The organism is Marinimicrobium koreense (genome assembly GCF_003762925.1).
GTDB classification, from domain to species: Bacteria; Pseudomonadota; Gammaproteobacteria; order Pseudomonadales; family Cellvibrionaceae; genus Marinimicrobium; species Marinimicrobium koreense.
Window position 1 is genome coordinate 88,335 of record NZ_RJUK01000003.1, and the last position, 20,673, is coordinate 109,007.

Here is a 20,673-nt window from a genome sequence, read left to right on the forward strand (position 1 = left end):
AGCAACACCGATTTACTGGTAGTCAACTAAACTATAAGATGGGCGGCAAGCGGCTCAAACCCAACAGACAGCACCCAACAGACAAAAGAGTAGAACTATGTACTTTTTAGGATTAGACATCGGCAGCTCCTCGGTCAAACTGGCCGTCATCAATGGCGAAACCGGCGAACGGGTGGTGGGCGCCACCTACCCGCCCCAGGAAATGACCATCAGTGCCCCGCAGTCCGGCTGGGCGGAGCAGTCCCCGGAAGCCTGGTGGGACGCCGTGCGTCAGGGCTGCGCCCAGATGTGGGCCGAGCACCCCGAAGCAAAAGACAAGATCGGCGCCATCGGCATCTCCTATCAGATGCATGGCCTGGTGGCGGTGGATGCGCAAGGCGAGGTATTGCGCCCCTCGATCATCTGGTGTGACAGCCGCGCGGTCGCCACCGGCGAGAAAGCCTTTGAGGAACTGGGTAAAGACTGGTGCATGGAGCACCTGCTCAACTCCCCGGGCAACTTCACCGCCGCCAAGCTGCGCTGGGTGCAGGAAAACGAGCCGGATACCTACGCCAAAATCGACAAGATTCTGCTGCCCGGCGACTACATCGCCTACAAACTGAGCGGCGAGTGCACCACCACCGCCTCCGGCCTGTCCGAAGGCGTGTTCTGGGACTTTGCCGAAAACAAAGCCTCCGACACATTGCTCAAGCACTGGCATATCGATCCAAGCCTGCTGGCCAAACAGGTCCCGAACCTGGGCGTGCAGGGCGAAGTGAACGAACAGGCGGCGCGCGAGCTGGGCATCAACCCCGGCGCCAAAATCGCTTTCCGCGCCGGCGACCAGGTGGCCAATGCCATGAGCCTGAACGTACTGGAGCCGGGCGATGTGGCCACCACTGCCGGCACCTCCGGCGTGGTCTATGCGGTCACCGACAAGAACATTGCCGACCCCGATCAGCGCATCAACACCTTCCGCCACGTCAACAAAGGCGAGGCCGAAGTGCACAAGGGCCTGCTGGCCTGCATCAACGGCGCCGGTCGGATGAACAGCTGGCTGCGCGGCGTGCTGAGCGCCGGCGGTGAAGTCTCCTACCCGAAACTGAACGAGCTGGGCGAATCTGTGGAACCTGGCAGTGACGGCCTGAACGTCTATCCTTTCGGGAACGGCGCCGAGCGGATCATGCGCAACAAGCTGCTGTCCGCCCAGATGGATGGCCTGGACCTGAACCGTCACAGCGTCAACCACATCGCCCGCGCCACCCAGGAAGGCGTGGCCTATGCCATGAACCTGGGTTTTGATCTGATCAAGGGCCTGGGCGCAGAAACCCGCGTGGTGCGCGCCGGGCACAGCAACATGTTTTTGAGTCCGATTTTCAGCAGCGCCTTTGTGAACCTGACCGGCGCTCCGCTGGAGCTGTATCAGACCGACAGCGCCGAGGGCGTCGCCCGGGCCGCGGCCTGGGGTTGCGACTACTACACCTCCCGTGAGGATGTGTTCCGCACCCTGACCCGCAAGGCGATTCTCGAGCCGGAGGCAGCGCTGCAATCCCGTTATCAGGAACTCTATGGCCATTGGCGTGAGGCGGTCGAGCGCCGCCTTGCCGAGGCCCGATAAGGACACCCGAAACCGGGCGGTGGCTCCACCGCCGCCCACCTCTTTTCACACAAAGCACAAAAGGTCATTACCATGAGCATCACCCTAGGCGATAAAGAGTATTTCCCCGGCGTTGGCAAAATTGCCTACGAAGGCCCTGAGTCCGACAACCCCTTCGCGTTCCAGTATTACGACGAGAACCGCGTAGTGGCCGGCAAGACCATGAAAGAGCACTTCCGCTTTGCCGTGTGCTACTGGCACACCTTCTGCGGCGCAGGCCACGACCCCTTCGGCCCCGGCCCCTTCCACTTCCCCTGGAGCGAAGGCAAGGACCACGAAACCCGCACCCGCATGAAGCTGGACGCGGCGTTCGAATTCTTCACCAAGCTGGGCGTGCCCTACTACTGCTTCCACGATGTGGACGTGATTGAAGAGGGTGATTCCCGCGCGGAAACCCAGAAGCGTCTGCAGAACTGGGTTGAGCTGGCGAAAGCCAAGCAGAAAGAATCCGGCGTAAAACTGCTGTGGGGTACCTCCAACCTGTTCAGCAACCCGCGTTTCATGAACGGTGCTTCCACCAACCCGGACTTTGACGTGGTCGCTTTCGCCGGCGCCCAGCTGAAAGACGCGATGGACGCGACCATTGCACTGGACGGTGAGAACTACGTGTTCTGGGGCGGCCGCGAAGGTTACATGAGCCTGCTCAACACCGACATGAAGCGCGAACAGGAGCACCTGGCCCGCTTCCTGACCATGGCCCGTGACTACGGCCGCAAGAACGGCTTCAAGGGTAACTTCCTGATCGAGCCCAAGCCGATGGAGCCCACCAAGCACCAGTACGATTTCGACAGCGAAACCGTCATCGGCTTCCTGCGTCATCACGGCCTGGACAAAGACTTCAAACTGAACATCGAAACCAACCACGCCACCCTGGCCCAGCACACCATGGACCACGAAATGCAGGCAGCGGCCAACGCCGGCATGCTCGGTTCCATCGATGCCAACCGCGGTGACTACCAGAACAGCTGGGACACCGACCAGTTCCCGTACAACATCAACGAAACCGTTGAGATGATGCTGGTTCTGCTGCGCCACGGCGGTTTCCAGGGCGGCGGTGTAAACTTCGATGCCAAGCGTCGTCGTAACTCCACCGACCTGAACGACACCTTCTTCGGTCACATCGGTGGTATGGACGTGTTCGCCCGCTCACTGTTGATCGCCGACGACCTGATCCAGAAGTCGCCGCTGGAGAAAATGCGCGCCGAGCGTTACGCCTCTTTCGACAACGGTAAAGGTGCCGATTTCGAACAGGGCAAGTTGTCTCTGGAGCAACTGGCCGAGATTGGTAACGCCCTGGGCGAGCCCAAGCAGACCAGCGGCCAGCAGGAGCTGTACGAAAACATCATCAACCGTTTCGTACGCTAAGCAGAACCCCTATCGCTGCCCCACCATAGGCTTGCGATAGGCAGCCAGAGCGAGGGGGCGGCATTGAATGTCGCCCCCTCGCTCCGGTTTCAGACCTTCAACTCAACTTGATGGAGAATCGACACCCAAAAAAGACACGCACGAAAAGTAACACCACTATATACAACGATAAAACCAGACACTGGTTAACCAAAAACATGAGAGAGAAAAACAATGAAAACATGGCTATCCCTTGCCGGGGCAGCGCTGCTATTGGGCGCCTGCACATCGGCCAACAACCCCGATCAATCCCAAACCGACGCCGAAGACTGTAGTCCTTACCTTGGCAACCCTTACGTCAAACACTGTCAACAGTGGGAGACCACCTACGAGGGTCAACGCCAGGCGGATCTCGGTGACGGTACTTATCTCAACCCCATCATGTCCGGCGATCGCCCCGACCCGAGTATTCTCAAAGACGGCGACGACTACTACATGACGTTTTCCTCGTTTGAGGCCTACCCGGCCCTGACGATCTGGCACTCCAAAGACCTGGTGAACTGGGAGCCGGTTGGCCCGGCCCTGACCGAGTATGTCGGCAGCATCTGGGCGCCGGAGCTGACCAAGCACGACGGACGCTACTACCTGTACATTCCGGCAAAGTTTCCGGGCAACAACAATATCTATGTGGTCTATGCGGACAATATCGAAGGCCCCTGGTCCGATCCGATCGCGCTGGATAACGACCTGATTGACCCGGGTCACGCCGTGGGTGAAGACGGCAAGCGCTACCTGTTCCTGTCCGCCGGTTATCGTGTGCCACTATCTGACGATGGCCTGCGCATTACCGGCGACATGGAACACGTCTATGACGCCTGGGATTATCCCGAGCACTGGGACGTGGAATGCGACTGTCAGGAAGGGCCCAAGATCATGCAGCACGGCGGCTATTACCATATGATCACCGCCGTAGGCGGCACCGCCGGTCCGCCTACGGGTCACATGGTGATTCACGCCCGCTCCAAATCCATCCACGGCCCCTGGGAAGACTCGCCCCACAATCCGATTGTGCGCACCGAGAGCGCCGCGGAAAAGTGGTGGTCCCGCGGTCACGCCACCCTGGTGGAAGGCCCGACCGACGGCGACTGGTACATGATGTACCACGGTTATGAAAACGGTTATTACACCCTGGGCCGTCAGACCCTGATGGAGCCGGTGAAGTGGACCGACGATGGCTGGCTGGTCACCAAAGGCTACGATATGAGCCAGCCCATTCCCAAGCCCGAAGGTGGCACCGCGCTCACGCACGGCATCCCACTTTCCGATGATTTCAGCACCAACAAGTTCGGCATCCAGTACAGTTTTTTCCGAGGGGATATTACCGAAAACGAACGGGTGCACTACGATCACGACGCTGGCGTTCTGGAGCTGGAGGCCAAGGGCGACTCACCCAGCAACAGCTCGCCTCTGACCTTCATCGCCGGCGATCACTCCTATCAGTTTGAAGTCGATATCGACTTTGACGAGGGCGCTCAGGCCGGCGCCATGGTGTTCTACAACGATAAGCTCTACGCCGGCGTTGGGGTCAACAAGGCGCATTTCGTCCTGCACCGCTACGGCATGGACCAGCGCACCGCCCCCAAGCCCGACGGCATGGACACCCAACTGCGGATGCGGATCACCAATGACCGGCACATTCTCACCATCCACACCAGTACCGATGGTGGGGAAACCTGGATCAAGTATCCGACCCAGATGGAAGTCTCCGGCTACCACCACAATGTGGCTTATGGCTTTATGAGTCTGCGCCCGGCCCTTTACGCGGCCGGTGAAGGTAAAGTGCGCTTCAGTAACATGGTGTATCGCGCTCTGCCCTGATAAGCTACACACGCACCCGGCCTTAAAGACAGACAATAATGGCCGGGTTGCACAGGGACTGGCCGCCGGGCGCCACGCCTACGGTCAGTTTCAGGTCAACATGGGGCAACAACCAGTTCAACGATAACAACCACGGTCTGGCAATTTTTGGAACCCAAAAAAACCATAGGTATTCACTCCATGACTACAAATGCAACTCTCCCTGAACAGGGAAGTACGCTGTTTATTGTGTTGATCAGCTGCGTCGCCACTATCGGCGGCTTTCTGTTCGGTTTTGACAGCGGCGTCATCAACGGCACGGTCGAAGGCCTGCAAACCGCGTTCAACTCCGACAGTGCCGGTACCGGGTTGAGCGTGTCGTCCATGTTGCTCGGCTGCGCCGTCGGCGCCTTCTTTGCCGGTAACCTTGCGGACAAATACGGACGTCGCTCCCTGCTGATCGTCGCCTCGGTCTTTTTCATCGTGTCCGCGTGGGGCTCCGGCGTTGCTGGTGGCACTGTTGAATTTGTCATCTATCGCATTCTGGGCGGTCTCGCCGTAGGTGCCGCCAGCGTCATGGCACCGGCCTATATCAGTGAGGTGGCTCCAGCGCGCTACCGCGGTATGCTCACCTCAGTGCAGCAGATCGCCATCATCACCGGCCTGACCATGGCGTTCTTCAGCAACTACCTGTTGGCCAAATTCGCCGGCGGCTCCACCCGGGAGTTCTGGCTGGGCTTTGAAACCTGGCGCTGGATGTTCTGGATGGAATTGATCCCGGCATCTATATTTTTCTTTGCTCTTCTGGCTATTCCGGAAAGTCCCCGCTATCTGGTGGCGTCTGGAAAGATGGAGAAAGCCGGTGGCGTACTGGCCCGGTTGTATGGGCGCAGCACGGCCGAGACCAAAGTCGAAGAAATCAATACCTCCCTGGCCAAAGACCATCACCGCCCGCGGCTGTCCGACCTGATCAACAAACAGACCGGCAAGCTGCGCACCATCGTCTGGATCGGCATCGGCCTGGCGGTACTGCAGCAGTTCGTGGGCATCAATGTGGTGTTCTACTACGGTGCAGTACTCTGGCAGGCAGCGGGCTTCTCCGAAAACGACGCCCTGGCCATCAACGTCATCTCCGGCAGCATCAGCATCGCGGCCTGTCTGTTCACCTTTTTCTTTGTCGACAAAATTGGACGCAAGCCGCTGTTGTGGTTCGGCTCGGCCGGTATGGCCATCACTCTGGGCCTGGTCGCCTACGCCTTTGCCGGTGCACCGGTGAACGTGGAAACCGGCAACCTGAACTTGTCCGACAATGCCGGCCTGCTGGCCCTGATTGCGGCGAATGCTTATGTGTTCCTGTTCAACCTGTCCTGGGGCCCGGTGATGTGGATCATGCTCGGGGAGATGTTCCCGAACCAGATTCGCGGCTCTGGTCTGGCCGTTGCCGGTCTGGCCCAGTGGTTGGCCAATTTCCTGGTCACCTGGACCTTTCCGATTCTTCTTGCGGGCATTGGTTTATCCGCCGCTTACGGTATCTACACCTTCTTCGCCGCGCTCTCTGTGGTGTTCGTGTTGATGATGGTGCATGAGACCAAAGGGAAGGAATTGGAGGAGATGGAGGGGTAATTACCTTGGGTTACGGCGGATGCGCTTCGCTTATCCGCCCTACGCATAGCACGGCAGGTCGTGTAGGGCGGATAAGGCCAAAGGCCGCATCCGCCGTAACCCAAAGTGCAGTTCGAAACGTGCTACTTCCCGGAACGTTACGTTGGCACCGCGGAGGCTGGGTAACCCCTTGTGAGACCGTCGCCTGCCTGGACGGCAGGCGATCGAGCCTACAGGGATGTATTTACGGCGTGTCTCACAAGGGGTTACCCAGGCGGAGCGCTCCACGACGAAGCTCCTTTAGTACCACCGAGCCAAACGCAATAACGCAGCGACCGAAATCGCATCGGTGATTTCGCCGCGATCTACCATGGCGATGGCGTCGGTCAGCGGTAACTTTTTCACTTCAATATCTTCGCTATCATCCAGACTCTGCTCGACGGTTTGCAGATCCCGGGCCACGTAAATGATCGCGGTTTCGTCGGTGACCGAATTGGACAACTGCAGCTCCTGCAACATCTCCCAGTGTTGGGCCGAGAGCCCCACCTCTTCCTGCAACTCACGCTTGGCGGCACTCAATGGGTCTTCATCGCGGGGACAACCGCCTTCCGGGATTTCCCAGGTATATTCACCCATGGTGTAACGGGTCTGACGCACCAGCCAGGTGTTGCCTTCTTCATCAATCGGGACCACTCCGACCGCGGTATTTTTGAAATGCACCACGCCATAAATGCCATCCGTACCAGCCGGAGTGATCACCTCCTCGTGGGACACTTTAATCCAGGGGTTTTCATACACGCAGCGCGTCGACTTGCGCTGCCAGCCGCCGATCCTATCAGTCACACAATCACCTTTATCATTTGGGGGAGACATTCAGGGGTCAATGCAAACGGTGGGGGTCAAGCTCAACGCGCTGGATGTGTCGACCGAGCATCAACACCCGGCCAAAGTAGCGATCACCACCGGTGACGGTGAACTCGAAATAGAACGCACGCCATAAACCGGGGCGACCCCGGGCGTCTTTTTTGATCCAGAGCTTACGCAGATAAACACTCTGGTCCAGCATCTGCACCTGCATCTGTTCACAGTGACGACGGGCCGCGATGAACGCCCGGTCTTTCGCCTGGAAGGCGCGCCAGCTGTAATAAATGAACAGGCCCAGAACGGTCAGCCAGATCAACGCTTTCAAATCGAGCATGAATTCATGATTCCCGGACAAACCCGAAGGATACCGTCTGGTGACTCGCGGAACCACCCCGAGAGAAAAATTTTCAGCATAAGAAACGTTTGGCTTAACGCGAGCGAAAAGCAGAGGGGGCAAGCCAGAGCGAAGAGCACTCTGACCCAATGCGGGCCGCCGGAACCGGCGGCCGCGCAGGTGATTGCGTTCGGTCAGATTACAGCGGTGTGACGTTTTCCGCCTGTGGTCCCTTCTGGCCCTGGGTCACTTCGAAAGTGACGCTCTGGCCTTCTTTCAACGTGCGACGACCTGAACCATTAATGGCACGAAAGTGAACAAACACGTCTGCACCACCTTCACGCTCGATGAAACCATAACCTTTGTCGTCGTTGAACCACTTAACAACACCTGATACCAGTTGATCTGACATACTTTCCTCGTCTAGCAAACAAATGCAGATCCGAAAACATCGACGAACCTGCCTGACATAAACCGACCTTGGTCAACGCCTGGGCGAGCAACGCAAAAGCCGGGGTGAAACAACCCCAGGGGTTGTGCTAAGGGAAGGGTCGAACAAAGTTACTGGAGGGTGCCTCGCGGGAGCCTAGCCTTTGGCCGTTCACAATCTCTAGCAAAAAAATTAAAGCACTTCGCTCCAGGCAGTTCAAGCATAATTTGATGAAACTTTGAGCGGGTTCCGAAGCGACAGTGCACGGCACCCATGGGGTGCCGAAAAAGGTGTGTGGCACCACATGGGTGCGCTACCGACGGGCGAGTACTTCGTGCAGGTAGATGGAGAGCACCACCAGAGGCATGCTGAATATCATCACCACGCGCTTCAGTACTTCAAACTCCAGTCCTTCCTTGGCCAACTGGTAACAGGCCAGCGCCCAGACGGCACTGGCGAAGTAGGCCCAGCGCCAGCGCCGGAAAACACCCAGCGCCACCACCCAGCCCACCGGGGCCAGTAACATACCATAGCCCTCTGAGTAGCCCAGAAACACCGCACCGGCAACCAGCAGGCACAGGATCAACAGAGCATTGAGCGACAGGTCCAGTCGGCGCTTACGCTCGGGGGTGAGTAGCGGCATAGTCGGCGTTATTCCTTGTCCACGAAGTACAGAGGATCTTTTTTGATGGCGGCCAGTGCCGCATCCCAGGCCGCCTGAGCATCCACCAACATGCAATCGGCCGCGAGCAGTTGGCCACGCTTGATGGCGCCTTCGGGCAGCAACGACTCCAGGCGATCGTAGCGTTGCACATAGCCTTTGAAGCTGTGACAGCGAACGGCATTGGTGATCTGCCGGCCTCGGGCGTCGGTGAGAATGAAGTCCACAGGCTCCTCTTCCAACAGGTACGGCGGCATCACCTGTTCTTCCACCGCGTGCATCATGGTGTTGACGGTGAAATCGCACCCGAGAAAGAGTATCCGGCCGCCGAGCTTCGGCAAGATGGCGAAAGGCGAATGCTCACCGCAGGGAGTGTGGTCCTTTTCGTGGCCCACGAGCAGGTCCGAGGTATTGGGACCGATCGCCGCCGCCGAGTGCGTCGGGTGAAGGCTGCGCACCACACCCTGCTGGCGCCGGAACGCCTCACTCAGGCTGCCGACACAGGAGGGGGTTTCCTCGGTATCGAACAGCGGATTTTCGGCGTTGACCGTTTCATAACTGAGCGTGGGCATTGCCAAGGTGCCCTCAGGCCCCAGGGCCCGGCGCAACCCGGCCGATACGATATCGGCGGGCATGGCCTCCCCCAGTGAACGCAGCGATGCGTGCACCATCAGGGTATCCCCGGGCTTCACACCCAGGTCTTTGAGAAGGTTGGACAGTTCCAGATGGGGGTTGATATTCATAGCAGCTCATACTCCCATGGCTTTTTGAGCAAGCGTGTTTTTGATCAGTGGCAGATTGTCCACCCGCCGGAGCCCACTATTGCGCAGGGCGATCCAGGCGGGAGAGCGACTGCCGAAGAGTCGTTTGAAACCTTCCATGGTCGCCATCATGCCCAGGTTGTCCCCCAGGCGTTGGCGTTGATAACGGCGCAGTATCGAGGGCTCCGACAGCGGCAGGCCGCGAGTCAACGCCCGTTCAATTTCCTGATACAGGGCCTGCACATCCTTCAGCCCCAGATTCACCCCCTGACCGGCCAGGGGGTGAATACTGTGCGCCGCATCGCCGACCAGGGCGATGCCCGGGCGGATGTAATCCCGGGCGTGGCGCTGGTAGAGCGGAATACCGTGGCGGCGATCCGTACCGGTGACCGCCCCCAGAGTGTACTCGAAGTCCCGTCCGAGGCGGTCGCAGAATGCCGCGTCGTCCAGGGCCAGCAACTCGTCGGCCAGAGCCGAGTCGGCGGACCAGACGATGGAGCTGTAGTGCTCATCCCAGGGGTGTTCACCGGCATCCGCCTCACCCCAGTGGCAGCGCAGGGGCAGGAACGCCAGGGGCCCGGTGCGCATAAAGCGCTGGCGGGCCGTCTGGCCGTGGGGCCGCTCGGTCCGCACGGTGGTGACAATGGCCCTCTGTTCATAGGGCCACTCCCGGATATTGAAACCCGCCAGCTCCCGCACCCGGGAGTGAGCTCCATCGGCGGCAATCACCAAAGGCGCAACCAGCGTGTGCCCGGTATCGAGGCCGACCGATGCAGCCCCGTCATCGCGCTGCTTAAGGGTCGCCACCGCCGACGGCCGGAACCACTCGACCGTGGACTGGTAGGTCAAGGCCTGACGCAGGTGGCGCACCAGAACGCTATTTTCCACAATGTGGCCCAGATGGTCGCAGTTGAGCTCATCCGCGTGAAAACCGATGCGCCCGCTGGCCTCACCATCCCACACCAACATATCCCGGTAGGGGCAGGCCCGTTCGGCCTCTATGTGCCGCCATAGGCCCAACTGCTCATAGATTCGGCGGGACGCCGGCGTCAGCGCCACCACCCGGGGATCGAACTGCTCCCCCCGATACACGGCCGGCTCGGCGTCGCTGGCTTCCACCAGCGCCAGGCGCAGGCCACGGGCCGCCAGCAGGGGCGCCAGTTTCAGTGCCAGGGTGGCCCCGACCTGCCCCGCACCGACGACAATGACATCGTACGTGGTTTCACTCATGGCCCCATCTCCGACAGCCGTTGAACGGGAGGTTCCCAGGGCGCACGCGGCCCGGCCGTGCCCATGGTCTGGGCGGCAAACCAGTCTTTTACCCCGGGCAGAAAGTCCAACCCGACAAACCCGAGATGACGCAACGCCATCAGACCGAGACGGCGGTTGGAAAACACCCGCACCAGTTTATCGCTCAGCTGTATGGTCAGACGCTGATCCTGGGCGCGCTGCGCCACATAACGATTCAGCACGGGCAGCGCCCCGGGATCACCTCCCTCCAGACGCGCCCGCCGCAAGACCGCCGCCAGGGCCGCCGCATCGCGCAGTGACAGGTTGAACCCCTGCCCTGCCACCGGGTGCAGATAGTGGGCACTGTTGCCCAGCAACACCAACCGCGAGCGCACCTGCTCCTGGGCCTGAACCAGCGCCAGCGGCCAGGACTGTCGCTCGCCGACCCGGGTCAGGCGCCCGAGACGCCAGCCGAAGGCCCGCTGCAGGGCGTCAAGAAATTCCGGCTCCGGGGCGCGGCGCAGTGCCTCGGCCTCGCCCGGGGGCAGGGTCCAGACCAGCGCGGCCCGACGGGCCTGCGGGCTTTCATCCAGCGGCAACAGCGCCAGGGGCCCCCGGGGGGTAAAGCGCTCGTAGGCGCGACCCCTGTGAGGTCGCTCGAACGAGACATTGGCAATCACCGCATGCTGCTGATAGTCGCGGCGGACCTGCTCTATGCCCAACCGACGGTGCAGATCGGAAGCGCCTCCGTCCGCGAGCACCACCAGCCGCGCGGTGAGCGTTCCCGGGGCACCCTCACCCTTCAGGGTGAGGGTGCTCAGGTGCCGCCCCGGCAACAGGCCGGTCACCTGCGCCGGGGCCAGCACCCTGACCTCCGGCGCGCCATCGGCCGCCGCTCGCAGGGTCGGTGCCAGCCAGGCATTTTCCAGAACGTAACCCAGGGCATCCCGGGCCTGCTCACGGGCGTCAATCAGGGCCCCGCCAAGGTGCCCCTGATCGGACACATGCACCTCCGTGATGGCCGTCGCGTGGGCTTTCAGCCGAGACCATAGCCCCAGACGCTGCAGAATATCGGCGCTGCCAGCGGAAATGGCGGTGGAGCGATTGTCATAGTGAGGTTCGTAGTGATCACTCACCAACCCATCGGGAGAGCGGGCGTCGATCAACACTGTCCGCCAGCCGGCACCGCTGGCGGACAGCAGTCCGGCCAACACAGACCCCACCATGCCACCGCCCACAATGGCGATGTCGTAGTCCGGCAGGGCAAGCGATTCATTCATGGACAGGCCTCACACAGGAACAGTGGCGGTCATTACCGCGATCGCGATGCATCAGCCATCAGTGCCTCGATGTCATCCGGCTCCTTGGGCACACCGTCGGTCAGAACCTCGCATCCCTCTTTGGTCACCACCACATCGTCTTCGATCCGAATCCCGATGCCGCGCCACTTCCGGGCGACCCGCTCATTGTCCGGCGCCACATAGAGTCCGGGCTCCACGGTCATGACCATACCCGGCTCCAACAGTCGCCACTGGCCATCGATTTTGTAGTCGCCCACATCGTGCACATCCAACCCGAGCCAATGACCGACCCGATGCATATAGAATTCGCGATAGGCCTCGTTGGCGATCAGTTCATCCACTTCACCCTGCAAGAGCCCCAGCTCCACAAGACCTTCGGTCAGCACCTGGACCGACACCTCGTGGGGACGGTTCCAGTGGTTGCCGGGGCGGATCTCGGCAATCGCCGCTCGCTGCGCCTTGAGGACCCATTCGTACAAAGCCCGCTGCTCCGCACTGAAGGTGCCGTTGACCGGGAAGGTCCGGGTGATATCCGCGGCATAGGTTTCGTACTCACAGCCGGCATCAATCAAGACCAGGTCACCGTTTTTCAGTGCGGCGCTATTTTCAATATAGTGCAAGATGCAGCCGTTTTTACCGCCGCCCACAATACTGCTGTAAGCCGGGAAGCGCGCCCCGGCCATGGCAAACTCGTGCAGAATCTCCGCCTCGAGCTGATACTCCATCACCCCCGGCTGGCAGTAGCGCATGGCGCGACTGTGCGCCCGGGCGGAAATCTCCCCGGCGTGGCGCATCAGGCGCAGCTCGGCGGCACTTTTGATCAGGCGCAGGTCGTGCAGAAAGTGATTCAGATCGAGAAACTCCCCGGGTGGGGTGGCACCGGAGCGGACCTTGGCACGGATACTGTTCACCCAGTCCATGACCTGGCGATCAAACTCCCGATCTTTGCCCATGGCGTAGTAAACCCGCTCCCGGCCTTCGAGCAGACCCGGCAGAATATCGTCGATGTCATCAATGGGGAACGCATCGTCGGCGCCGTAATCCCGGCAGGCACCTTCGGGTCCGGCGCGGTAGCCGTCCCAGATTTCCCGGTCCGGGTCCCGGTCGCGGCAGAACAGGACGAATTCGCCGTGCTCCCGCCCGGGAATCAGTGCCAACACCGCGCCGGGCTCGGGAAAACCGCTCAGGTAGTGCAGGTCGCTGTCCTGGCGGTAAGGGTACTCGGTATCGCGACTGCGCTGACGTTCCGGCGCCGAGGGCACTATGGCAATGCTGTTGGGTTCCATCACCTCCATCAGCGCCTTGCGCCGACGGGCGAACTCCTGACGTGTGATTTTCATGGATCGACCTTAGGGCTCAGCCGTTAGGTAACGCGAAAAAGGGGTAACGACATCAATGCAGGGTCGGGGGTTCATCCGCCGATGGGGTCTGGGTCGCCTCGGCACCGGGCACATTGGCATCCACCAGCGCCCGCGCGCCAAACTCCATAAACAGCGACAGCGCGGCCATGCGCACATATTCCACCACTTCGACGTAATCGTTCTCGGCTTCACGGGCGGACTCTTCATCGTCCAGCTCCACCTGGGCAATGGCCGCCAGATCTTCCAGTGCCTCGCGGGCTTCGTCCGAAAGGTTAGTGTCGCCGGCGTGCCCAGCGCTGCCAAAGCCCACCAGAAAACCGTGACACCACTGCCCGAGGCACTGCACCCGCAGGGTGATTTCCCGCTCATCTTTGGGCAGCAGCGGTTGCAGCGCAAAGCCGTTGCCGGTCAGTTGCGCCCGGGTATCCCGGTACACTTGGGTCAGCGCATTGCGGACCGACTCGTCCGGCGCCTGGGTAAAGTCCAGCTCTTCCACCGCCTCAAGCAACCATTCGGTTTCATCCGGTTTGGCCCCACCACAGAACTTCCCGCACAACAGCCCCTGCAATTCCGCCGGGTTGATCAGAATACCCAGCGGCTGTAACAGCTCGCTCAATTGTTCATAACTCAGGGGGGTTATTTCGGGTTCGGTCGTCATGGGCACCTCGTGTCGTTGACCGGATATGCTAACACGAATCCCGATTTGACGGCGGCAAGTATGGTTACGGCGGATGTCTTCGAGTCCGGTTACGGCGGATGCGCCTTCGGCTTATCCGCCCTACGCATACCTCCGTGGTTCGTGTAGGGCGGATAAGCCGAAGGCGCATCCGCCGTGACCCAACGGGGCGAAGATTGACCCTCTGCGAAGGGCGCAATATAGTAGCTGCACGCGAATAATGAACCCGGTCCCCGAAATCATGTCCGATGAACTGCTAGAAGCCCTGGAAGCAAAGATGGATCGTCTGATCCAGGTCTGTGAACGCCTGCAGCAGGAGAACGACGAACTGCGGGCCAAAGCCAATGACTGGCAGCGGGAGCGGGTGCGTTTGATCGAGAAAAACGAGCTGGCCCGCGGCCGGGTAGAGGCCATGATTACGCGCCTGAAGAGCCTGGAGGCTGACTCGTGAGCACCGAAACGGTTTTCGTAAAAATTCTGGATAAAGACTATCAGGTGGCCTGCCCCCGAGAGGAGCGCGCGGCACTGCAGGAGTCTGCTGAACTGCTCGATGAGCGCATGCGGGCCATCAAGCGCAGCGGATCGGTAATCGGGCTGGAACGGATCGCCGTGATGGCGGCCCTGAACCTGAGCCACGAATTGTTGCAGGCCAAACGCCAACCGCAACAGCCCTCGCTGGATCTGGACCAGAACGAACTGCAGCGCCTGAACGACAAAATCGATCGCAGCCTGGAGCAGTTCGAGCAGCACTGAGCCCCCACCTTTTGCCGGTGCCGAATCCGGTTGCGTTGCCCCCCGACTTCCGGGTTATACTGAAAGCACGCCCTGGGGTGTTCGCCAGTCAACACGTCCTTGAGCCGATAACCGCAGTACAGGCGTTGTTCTGTAGGTCCTGTTGAGCATTACCGCGCGAACGGGAAGCCTGATGGACCGCGAACATCGCCACCTTGAGCCTTAGGGTTCAAGGCCCAATTGACAGCGGCACCTTGGGGTTCTCCTTTCTCTTGCCGGTCCGGTTTGGGTCCGGTGATTCCTTTAGGACGATTCAACCGCGGACGTCTCGCCCTTGAGCACGATTTCCGAATTTCCCGCACCGGACAAGAAACAACTGCGCCAACGATTGCGCGCCCGCCGCAATGGCCTGACGGCCCAGGAACACCGGGACGCCGCCCACGCAGTGGCGCGTCAGATAAGTCGCACCGCGGAATTCATTCGCAGTCGGCGGATCGCTGTGTACTGGCCCAATGACGGCGAGATTGATCCCACCCCCATTGTGGAGCGAGCCTGGCAGTTGGGTAAGCAGTGCTACCTGCCCGTCTTACACCCCATTCAACCAAGGCGACTCTGGTTTGTGCTCTGGCAGCGCGACACCCCGCTCTACCCCAACCGCTATGGTATTCCGGAACCGAATCCCTACCGGGAACCGCGCCTGGCGGCACCCTTTCTGAATCTGGTATTGCTACCCTTGGTGGGCTTCGATGCGAACGGAGGGCGACTGGGCATGGGCGGCGGTTTCTACGATCGGACCTTCGCGTTCAAGGCCGGTGACGGTCACATCCCCGGGTACGGCCCGGACCTGTTTGGCCTGGCACACGCCTGTCAGGAAGTACCCGCGCTGCCGATTGAACCATGGGATATTTCCCTGACAGCGGTGGTAACCGATCGGGGTGTTGTTCGATAAGAGGTGGGTGTTGCTGAGCGACGGACGCTAGGAATTATCGGCCTGCTGCAGGACCACCGAGGCAGCGCTGCTGTCGTCATCACCAAACCAACTGCCCAGATCCAGCGCACTGATCAGCACGCCCAGGCAGAACACAAAAATGACCAGAGTAACGATATCGGTTTTCATTTTATTCGGAACCTTCTTTTTTAACCGTTCAGGTATTCAGTTAATCGACATCCGTCCAGAACTAAATTTCCCTGTTGGCGTACCGTTTTATCGCAACGAAGTCTAAGGTTAGTCGAAAATCGTGACAGATCAAGAAAAACGTCGGAAAAATGGACGTTTTTTGAGGCAAATGTGTTGAAAATCACATTTTTAGGGCGGGTTTTGCGGTTTTTTTGGTGGATGACGGGCTTCGCCCGTCATCCACCGACTCAACTATCTCTCCGTGCGCCTCAGCTCAGAAAGAACTGATAGGCCTCATTGTCGGTTTCATCCCAATAGGGATAATTGATTTCATCCAGGAATTTGCGCACCTGTGCCCGCTCTTTCTTGGGCACCTGCATACCGATCAACACCCGCCCATAGGCGGCGCCGTGGTTGCGATAGTGGAACATGGAAATATTCCAGTGCCCGGCCACCCGATTGAGGAAGGCGAGCAGCGCTCCCGGACGCTCCGGGAACTCGAAGCGGAATACCATTTCATCCCCCACGTTCGGCGCGTGCCCGCCGACCATGTGGCGGATATGCATCTTGGCCACTTCGTTGTCGGTCATATCCACCAGGTCATAGCCCTGCTCGCGCAATTCGGACACCAGCTCGGCGCGGTCGTGGCCGCCGCTGCCCACCTGGATGCCGACAAAGATTTTCGCCTCCTGGCTATCCGCGTAGCGGTAATTGAACTCGGTGATATTGCGCTTACCCAGTGCCTTACAGAACTCTTTATAGGCACCCGGGCGCTCCGGAATGGTGACCGCCAGAATGGCCTCTCGCTGCTCACCAATTTCCGTGCGCTCGGAAATGTAGCGCAACCGGTCGAAGTTGATGTTCGCCCCGCAATCGATGGCAACGAAGGTCTGACCGGTAATGCCGTTCTCCGCCACATACTTTTTCATGCCCGCCACGCTGATGGCGCCGGCGGGCTCGGCGATGGAGCGGGTGTCTTCAAAAATGTCCTTGATACCGGCACAGATTTCATCGGTATTGACGGTGATCACCCCGTCAATGGTCTTGCGGATCACCCGGAAGGTTTCCTTGCCGATCTGGGCCACCGCCACCCCATCGGCAAAGATGCCCACCTGGGGCAGAGTCACCCGCCGCTTTTTCTCCATCGCGGCCTTGAGCGAGGCGGATTCATCGGACTCCACCGCAATGACTTTCACATCCGGGCGCACGTATTTCACGTAGGCCGCCACACCGGCGCAGAGACCACCCCCACCGACGGCGACAAAGATTGCATCGATATGGCCCGGGTACTGGCGCAGAATCTCCATCGCCACCGTGCCCTGGCCGGCAATCACGTCCGGATCGTCGAACGGGTGGATATAGGTCATGCCCTTTTCTTCCACCAGTTTTTTGGCGTGGGCCGAAGCTTCATCGTAGCTGTCCCCATGCAGGACCACCTTGCCCCCACGGGCGCGCACAGCGTCCACCTTGATCGGCGGCGTGGTACGCGGCATCACAATGGTGGCCTTGATGCCCAGATGATGTGCACCCATCGCCAGCCCCTGGGCGTGGTTGCCCGCCGAGGCCGCAATCACGCCCTTCGCCTTCTGCTCCGGGCTCAGTTGCAGCAACTTGTTGTAGGCGCCCCGGATTTTGAAGGAGAACACCGGCTGCAGGTCCTCGCGCTTGAGCAACACCTGATTGCCGGTGCGCTGGGACAACAGCGGCGCCGGATCGAGTGGCGTCTCGACGGCGAGGTCGTAGATGCGGGCATTGAGGATACGTTTGATGTAGGAATCGGGCATAGGAGTGTATTGCACCAAAGCTGTGTGAGACGGCAAACCCCCATGGTAAACAATTTGCGAACCGCTGGCATCCATCGCGTATAATGCGCGCATCCACAACAGCGAGGTGACCATGACCCAGGACGAACTCAAGAAGGCAGTCGGCCAGGCAGCCGTCGACTACATCGCCCCGAAACTCCAGCGCGACAGCATCATCGGCGTGGGCACCGGCTCCACCGCCAATTGCTTTATCGACGCTCTCGGTAAGCTCAAAGACGATTTCGAGGGCGCCGTGGCCAGCTCGGATGCCTCGGCGGAGCGTCTGCAGAAGCTGGGCATCACGGTGTATGACCTGAATGAGGTCAGCGAGCTGCTGGTGTACGTTGATGGCGCCGATGAGAGCAACGCCCAGTTGGAGCTGATCAAGGGCGGTGGCGCGGCGCTGACCCGGGAGAAGATCGTCACGGCGGTATCCCGGGAGTTTGTCTGTATCGCTGATGAGAGCAAGTGGGTGGATGTGCTGGGTGCTTTCCCGCTACCGGTGGAGGTGATTCCGATGGCGCGCTCTTATGTGGCGCGCGAGTTGGTGAAGCTGGGCGGTGATCCGGTGTATCGCACGGGTGTGGTGACGGATAACGGGAATGTGATTTTGGATGTGCATCACCTGGAGATTATGGAGCCGAAGAAGCTGGAGGCGGAGATCAACCAGATCGCCGGGGTGGTCACCAACGGCCTGTTCGCCCGACGCGGCGCCGATGTGTTGCTGCTGGGCACCGCTGAGGGTGTGAAGACCATCAAGCCCAAGTATTAACTGCGATAGCTTCGAAGCGAGTCCGGTCCGGGGTGGGGTGTATCTATCCCGGACACGCCGTAAACCCATCCCTGGGGGCTCGACGCGCGGAGTCCCTCCGCTTACGGTCCGGGATAGATACACCCCACCCCGGACCTCAGTGCCATCGACAAACCTAAACGCTCACCACCCTCTTTCGCGCTTCACATCAAACTCGCGTAGGTCGGGTTAGCGCGCAGCGCGTAACCCGACGCTTGGCACTCGACGTCGGATTGCGGCCTTCGGCCGAATCCGACCTACTCGGACTTAATCGCGAACAGCCACTCTTAAGATTGGCCTCACCCTGCCGATAGCGCCTCTATAATCTATGTACATTTGCCACCGCAGTTGGTGCTGGCACTGAGGGCGCTTGAGGGGTAGACCAGACTCAATGCCCCACACTCAATCCAATCAAAGGATAAGCTTTCATGAACTGGATCAAGCGCAGTATGCAGACTCGGCTGATGGCCGTGGTGGGGCTCGGGTTGGGGGGCTTGCTAGTGACGGCAGTGATCGCCATCAGCCAGTTGAACCAGCGGCTGGACCGCTACAACGAACTGATTACCGTCAACATCGCCCAGGAACGAGCCATCAACCAGATGAACTTCGACTTTAAAGTCCAGGTTCAGGAATGGAAAAACGTCCTCCTGCGTGGCTACGACGACAGCCGGCGCGTCCGGTACTGGAACCAGTTCGAAGAACAGCACAACATCATCCAGGACGAAGGGCAGGCACTGCTCAGCCAAATGGAACCGGGCACCGTGCGCCAGGAAGTGGCCGACTTTCTCGACGCCCACCAGACACTGTTCCGCGAATACCGCGCCGGCTTTGAAGCCTTCAGCGCCAACAACTACGACCCGACAGTGGGCGATAACGCCGTCTCCGGCATCGACCGGGAGCCCAGTCGGCTGCTGAACGACGCTGCAGAACACATCAGCACCACCGTCTCCACCCTCACCCGCGAGGTCGAACAGGGCAGCGCCCAGGTCAGCTTCTGGTCGCAAGTGGCCATTGCGAGCGTCGCCCTGCTGGTGGTGGTGTTGCTGTGGTGGACGCTGCGGGCCGCCTTCCTGCGCCCCCTCAAAGTCCTGATGGACCATATTCAGGAAATGGCCCAGGGGGATTTCACCGGCAAGGTGCGTATTCAGCGGGCCGATGAACTGGGACAACTGAGCGACAACCTGACCCGGTTACAATCGGAGATGGGCGGTGTCATCGGTTCGGTAAAAGACTCGGCGCTCAAACTCAACCGCGCCTCCGAGCACATCAACCTGAACGCCGATGAAATCACCCGGCTGACCGGCGATACCGAACAGTCCACCGATCAGGTGGCCACGGCGGTCAACGAGATGTCATCCACGGTGCAGGAGGTGGCCAACAACGCCTCCGGGGCCGCCGAGGCGGCCAATCAGGCCGATGAGGGAGCGCGACGTGGGCGCTCGGTGATGGAGTCCACGCTGGATTCGATCAATCATCTGTCCAACGATGTGAATTCCGTGGCCGAGGCCATGCGTCAGCTCGAGGGTGAAACCAACCGGATTGGCAGTGTGCTCGAAGTGATTCAGAACGTCGCCGAGCAGACCAACCTCTTGGCCCTCAATGCCGCCATTGAGGCGGCTCGGGCCGGTGAGCAGGGGCGCGGCTTTGCGGTGGTGGCCGATGAGGTGCGCACTCTCGCCCGTCGGACCCAGGACTCCACCCGGGAGATCGCGGAAATCATCGATGCGGTGCAGGCCGGCGCCGCCAACGCCATGTCCGCCATGGCGGCCAGCCAGGAACAGGCCCAGAATACCGTGGCCAGTGCCGGTGAGGCCGGTGAGGCGATTGCCGAAATTACCCGGGCCGTGGCCAGCATCAGTGAGATGAATGCCCAGATCGCCACGGCGGCCGAGGAGCAGAGCTACGCCGCCGAGGAGATCAACAAGAACATTGAGCGGGTGGTGGAGCTGGTTCAGGGCGCCCACCAGAGCGCCCAGGGGTCCACCAAAACCGCGCGGGATCTCAATGAGCTGTCGCGGCATCTTTCCACTCAGATCGCGCATTTCCGGGTGTAGACGGTATATCCAAAGCCGGTGCGGGACAACCGCACCCCACGTAGGTCGGATTAGGCCGGAGGCCGTAATCCGACAAGGGCGTCTGTATTGTGTCGGATTACGGCCTTTGGCCTAATCCGAC

The 20,673-nt window shown here is 60.2% G+C and carries 20 protein-coding genes and 1 other RNA gene; 10 read left to right on the plus strand and 11 right to left on the minus strand.

The genetic code is table 11. The features are described 5' to 3' along the window. Nucleotides 1–97 precede the first annotated feature (97 nt). The 4 genes from EDC38_RS14915 (at nt 98) to EDC38_RS14930 (ending at nt 6,460) form a co-directional block, all read left to right on the plus strand. Nucleotides 98–1,597 carry a xylulokinase gene (locus EDC38_RS14915; protein ID WP_123639350.1) on the plus strand — a complete coding sequence of 500 codons (1,500 nt, stop codon included), beginning with the start codon at nt 98–100 and terminating at the stop codon, nt 1,595–1,597. Between the two features lie 72 nt (nt 1,598–1,669). After that, nucleotides 1,670–3,001 (plus strand): xylose isomerase, encoded by a 1,332-nt coding sequence (gene xylA / locus EDC38_RS14920; RefSeq protein WP_123639351.1) that lies wholly within the window; start codon nt 1,670–1,672, stop codon nt 2,999–3,001. A 213-nt stretch (nt 3,002–3,214) separates the two neighbouring features. After that, entirely contained in the window at nt 3,215–4,858 is a 1,644-nt protein-coding gene (locus tag EDC38_RS14925; RefSeq protein WP_123639352.1) for a family 43 glycosylhydrolase, read from the plus strand. Between the two features lie 180 nt (nt 4,859–5,038). Beyond that, the gene (locus EDC38_RS14930; protein WP_123639353.1) at nt 5,039–6,460 is read left to right on the plus strand and encodes a sugar porter family MFS transporter; all 1,422 of its coding nucleotides are present in this window, start codon (nt 5,039–5,041) and stop codon (nt 6,458–6,460) included. Nucleotides 6,461–6,739: 279 nt separating this feature from the next. Here the strand turns inward: EDC38_RS14930 and EDC38_RS14935 are convergent, their stop codons facing one another. From EDC38_RS14935 to EDC38_RS14975, 9 genes are all read right to left on the minus strand, one after another. Further along, nucleotides 6,740–7,312 (minus strand): NUDIX domain-containing protein, encoded by a 573-nt coding sequence (locus EDC38_RS14935; RefSeq protein ID WP_123639354.1) that lies wholly within the window; start codon nt 7,310–7,312, stop codon nt 6,740–6,742. A gap of 7 nt (nt 7,313–7,319) precedes the next feature. Then, entirely contained in the window at nt 7,320–7,637 is a 318-nt protein-coding gene (locus tag EDC38_RS14940) for a DUF3301 domain-containing protein (protein ID WP_024461972.1), read from the minus strand. 199 nt (nt 7,638–7,836) lie between these two features. Beyond that, the gene (locus EDC38_RS14945; RefSeq protein WP_024461971.1) at nt 7,837–8,049 is read right to left on the minus strand and encodes a cold-shock protein; all 213 of its coding nucleotides are present in this window, start codon (nt 8,047–8,049) and stop codon (nt 7,837–7,839) included. A 331-nt stretch (nt 8,050–8,380) separates the two neighbouring features. Continuing rightward, nucleotides 8,381–8,710 carry a hypothetical protein gene (locus tag EDC38_RS14950; RefSeq protein ID WP_123639355.1) on the minus strand — a complete coding sequence of 110 codons (330 nt, stop codon included), beginning with the start codon at nt 8,708–8,710 and terminating at the stop codon, nt 8,381–8,383. A gap of 8 nt (nt 8,711–8,718) precedes the next feature. Further along, nucleotides 8,719–9,471 carry an AAC(3) family N-acetyltransferase gene (locus EDC38_RS14955; protein WP_123639356.1) on the minus strand — a complete coding sequence of 251 codons (753 nt, stop codon included), beginning with the start codon at nt 9,469–9,471 and terminating at the stop codon, nt 8,719–8,721. A 6-nt stretch (nt 9,472–9,477) separates the two neighbouring features. Continuing rightward, nucleotides 9,478–10,719 (minus strand): UbiH/UbiF/VisC/COQ6 family ubiquinone biosynthesis hydroxylase, encoded by a 1,242-nt coding sequence (locus EDC38_RS14960; protein WP_123639357.1) that lies wholly within the window; start codon nt 10,717–10,719, stop codon nt 9,478–9,480. Then, nucleotides 10,716–11,999, minus strand: coding sequence for a 2-octaprenyl-6-methoxyphenyl hydroxylase (gene ubiH, locus EDC38_RS14965; RefSeq protein WP_211331158.1), 1,284 nt, complete (start codon nt 11,997–11,999; stop codon nt 10,716–10,718). The genes EDC38_RS14960 and ubiH overlap by 4 nt, the downstream gene beginning before the upstream one ends. Nucleotides 12,000–12,031: 32 nt before the next feature. Beyond that, nucleotides 12,032–13,360 (minus strand): Xaa-Pro aminopeptidase, encoded by a 1,329-nt coding sequence (gene pepP, locus EDC38_RS14970; protein WP_123639358.1) that lies wholly within the window; start codon nt 13,358–13,360, stop codon nt 12,032–12,034. Nucleotides 13,361–13,412: 52 nt separating this feature from the next. Continuing rightward, nucleotides 13,413–14,039 carry a UPF0149 family protein gene (locus EDC38_RS14975; RefSeq protein ID WP_123639359.1) on the minus strand — a complete coding sequence of 209 codons (627 nt, stop codon included), beginning with the start codon at nt 14,037–14,039 and terminating at the stop codon, nt 13,413–13,415. A gap of 238 nt (nt 14,040–14,277) precedes the next feature. Here EDC38_RS14975 and EDC38_RS14980 point away from each other — a divergent pair, with 238 nt between their 5' ends. The 4 genes from EDC38_RS14980 (at nt 14,278) to EDC38_RS14995 (ending at nt 15,738) form a co-directional block, all read left to right on the plus strand. Further along, a complete protein-coding gene (locus tag EDC38_RS14980) occupies nt 14,278–14,508 on the plus strand; it encodes a TIGR02449 family protein (protein WP_369755570.1) in 231 nt (76 codons plus the stop codon). Then, nucleotides 14,505–14,810, plus strand: coding sequence for a cell division protein ZapA (locus EDC38_RS14985; RefSeq protein ID WP_024461963.1), 306 nt, complete (start codon nt 14,505–14,507; stop codon nt 14,808–14,810). Before EDC38_RS14980 ends, EDC38_RS14985 begins: the two co-directional genes overlap by 4 nt. A 66-nt stretch (nt 14,811–14,876) precedes the next feature. Further along, nucleotides 14,877–15,054: non-coding RNA, 6S RNA (gene ssrS / locus EDC38_RS14990), on the plus strand. A 69-nt stretch (nt 15,055–15,123) separates the two neighbouring features. Next, a complete protein-coding gene (locus EDC38_RS14995; RefSeq protein WP_246004462.1) occupies nt 15,124–15,738 on the plus strand; it encodes a 5-formyltetrahydrofolate cyclo-ligase in 615 nt (204 codons plus the stop codon). Between the two features lie 27 nt (nt 15,739–15,765). Here EDC38_RS14995 and EDC38_RS16370 read toward each other — a convergent pair whose 3' ends face one another. Both EDC38_RS16370 and ilvA read right to left on the minus strand, forming a co-directional pair. Then, complete coding sequence (locus tag EDC38_RS16370) at nt 15,766–15,906, minus strand: hypothetical protein (RefSeq protein WP_170162958.1); 141 nt, start codon at nt 15,904–15,906, stop codon at nt 15,766–15,768. Between the two features lie 269 nt (nt 15,907–16,175). Next, nucleotides 16,176–17,804 (minus strand): threonine ammonia-lyase, biosynthetic, encoded by a 1,629-nt coding sequence (gene ilvA / locus EDC38_RS15000; protein ID WP_339619392.1) that lies wholly within the window; start codon nt 17,802–17,804, stop codon nt 16,176–16,178. Between ilvA and rpiA the strand changes: the two genes are divergently transcribed. After that, nucleotides 17,803–18,480: a ribose-5-phosphate isomerase RpiA gene (gene rpiA / locus EDC38_RS15005; RefSeq protein WP_123639360.1), complete on the plus strand. Its 678-nt coding sequence runs from the start codon at nt 17,803–17,805 to the stop codon at nt 18,478–18,480. The genes ilvA and rpiA overlap by 2 nt on opposite strands. A 446-nt stretch (nt 18,481–18,926) precedes the next feature. After that, the gene (locus EDC38_RS15010; protein WP_123639361.1) at nt 18,927–20,552 is read left to right on the plus strand and encodes a methyl-accepting chemotaxis protein; all 1,626 of its coding nucleotides are present in this window, start codon (nt 18,927–18,929) and stop codon (nt 20,550–20,552) included. The last annotated feature ends 121 nt before the right edge of the window (nt 20,553–20,673 follow it).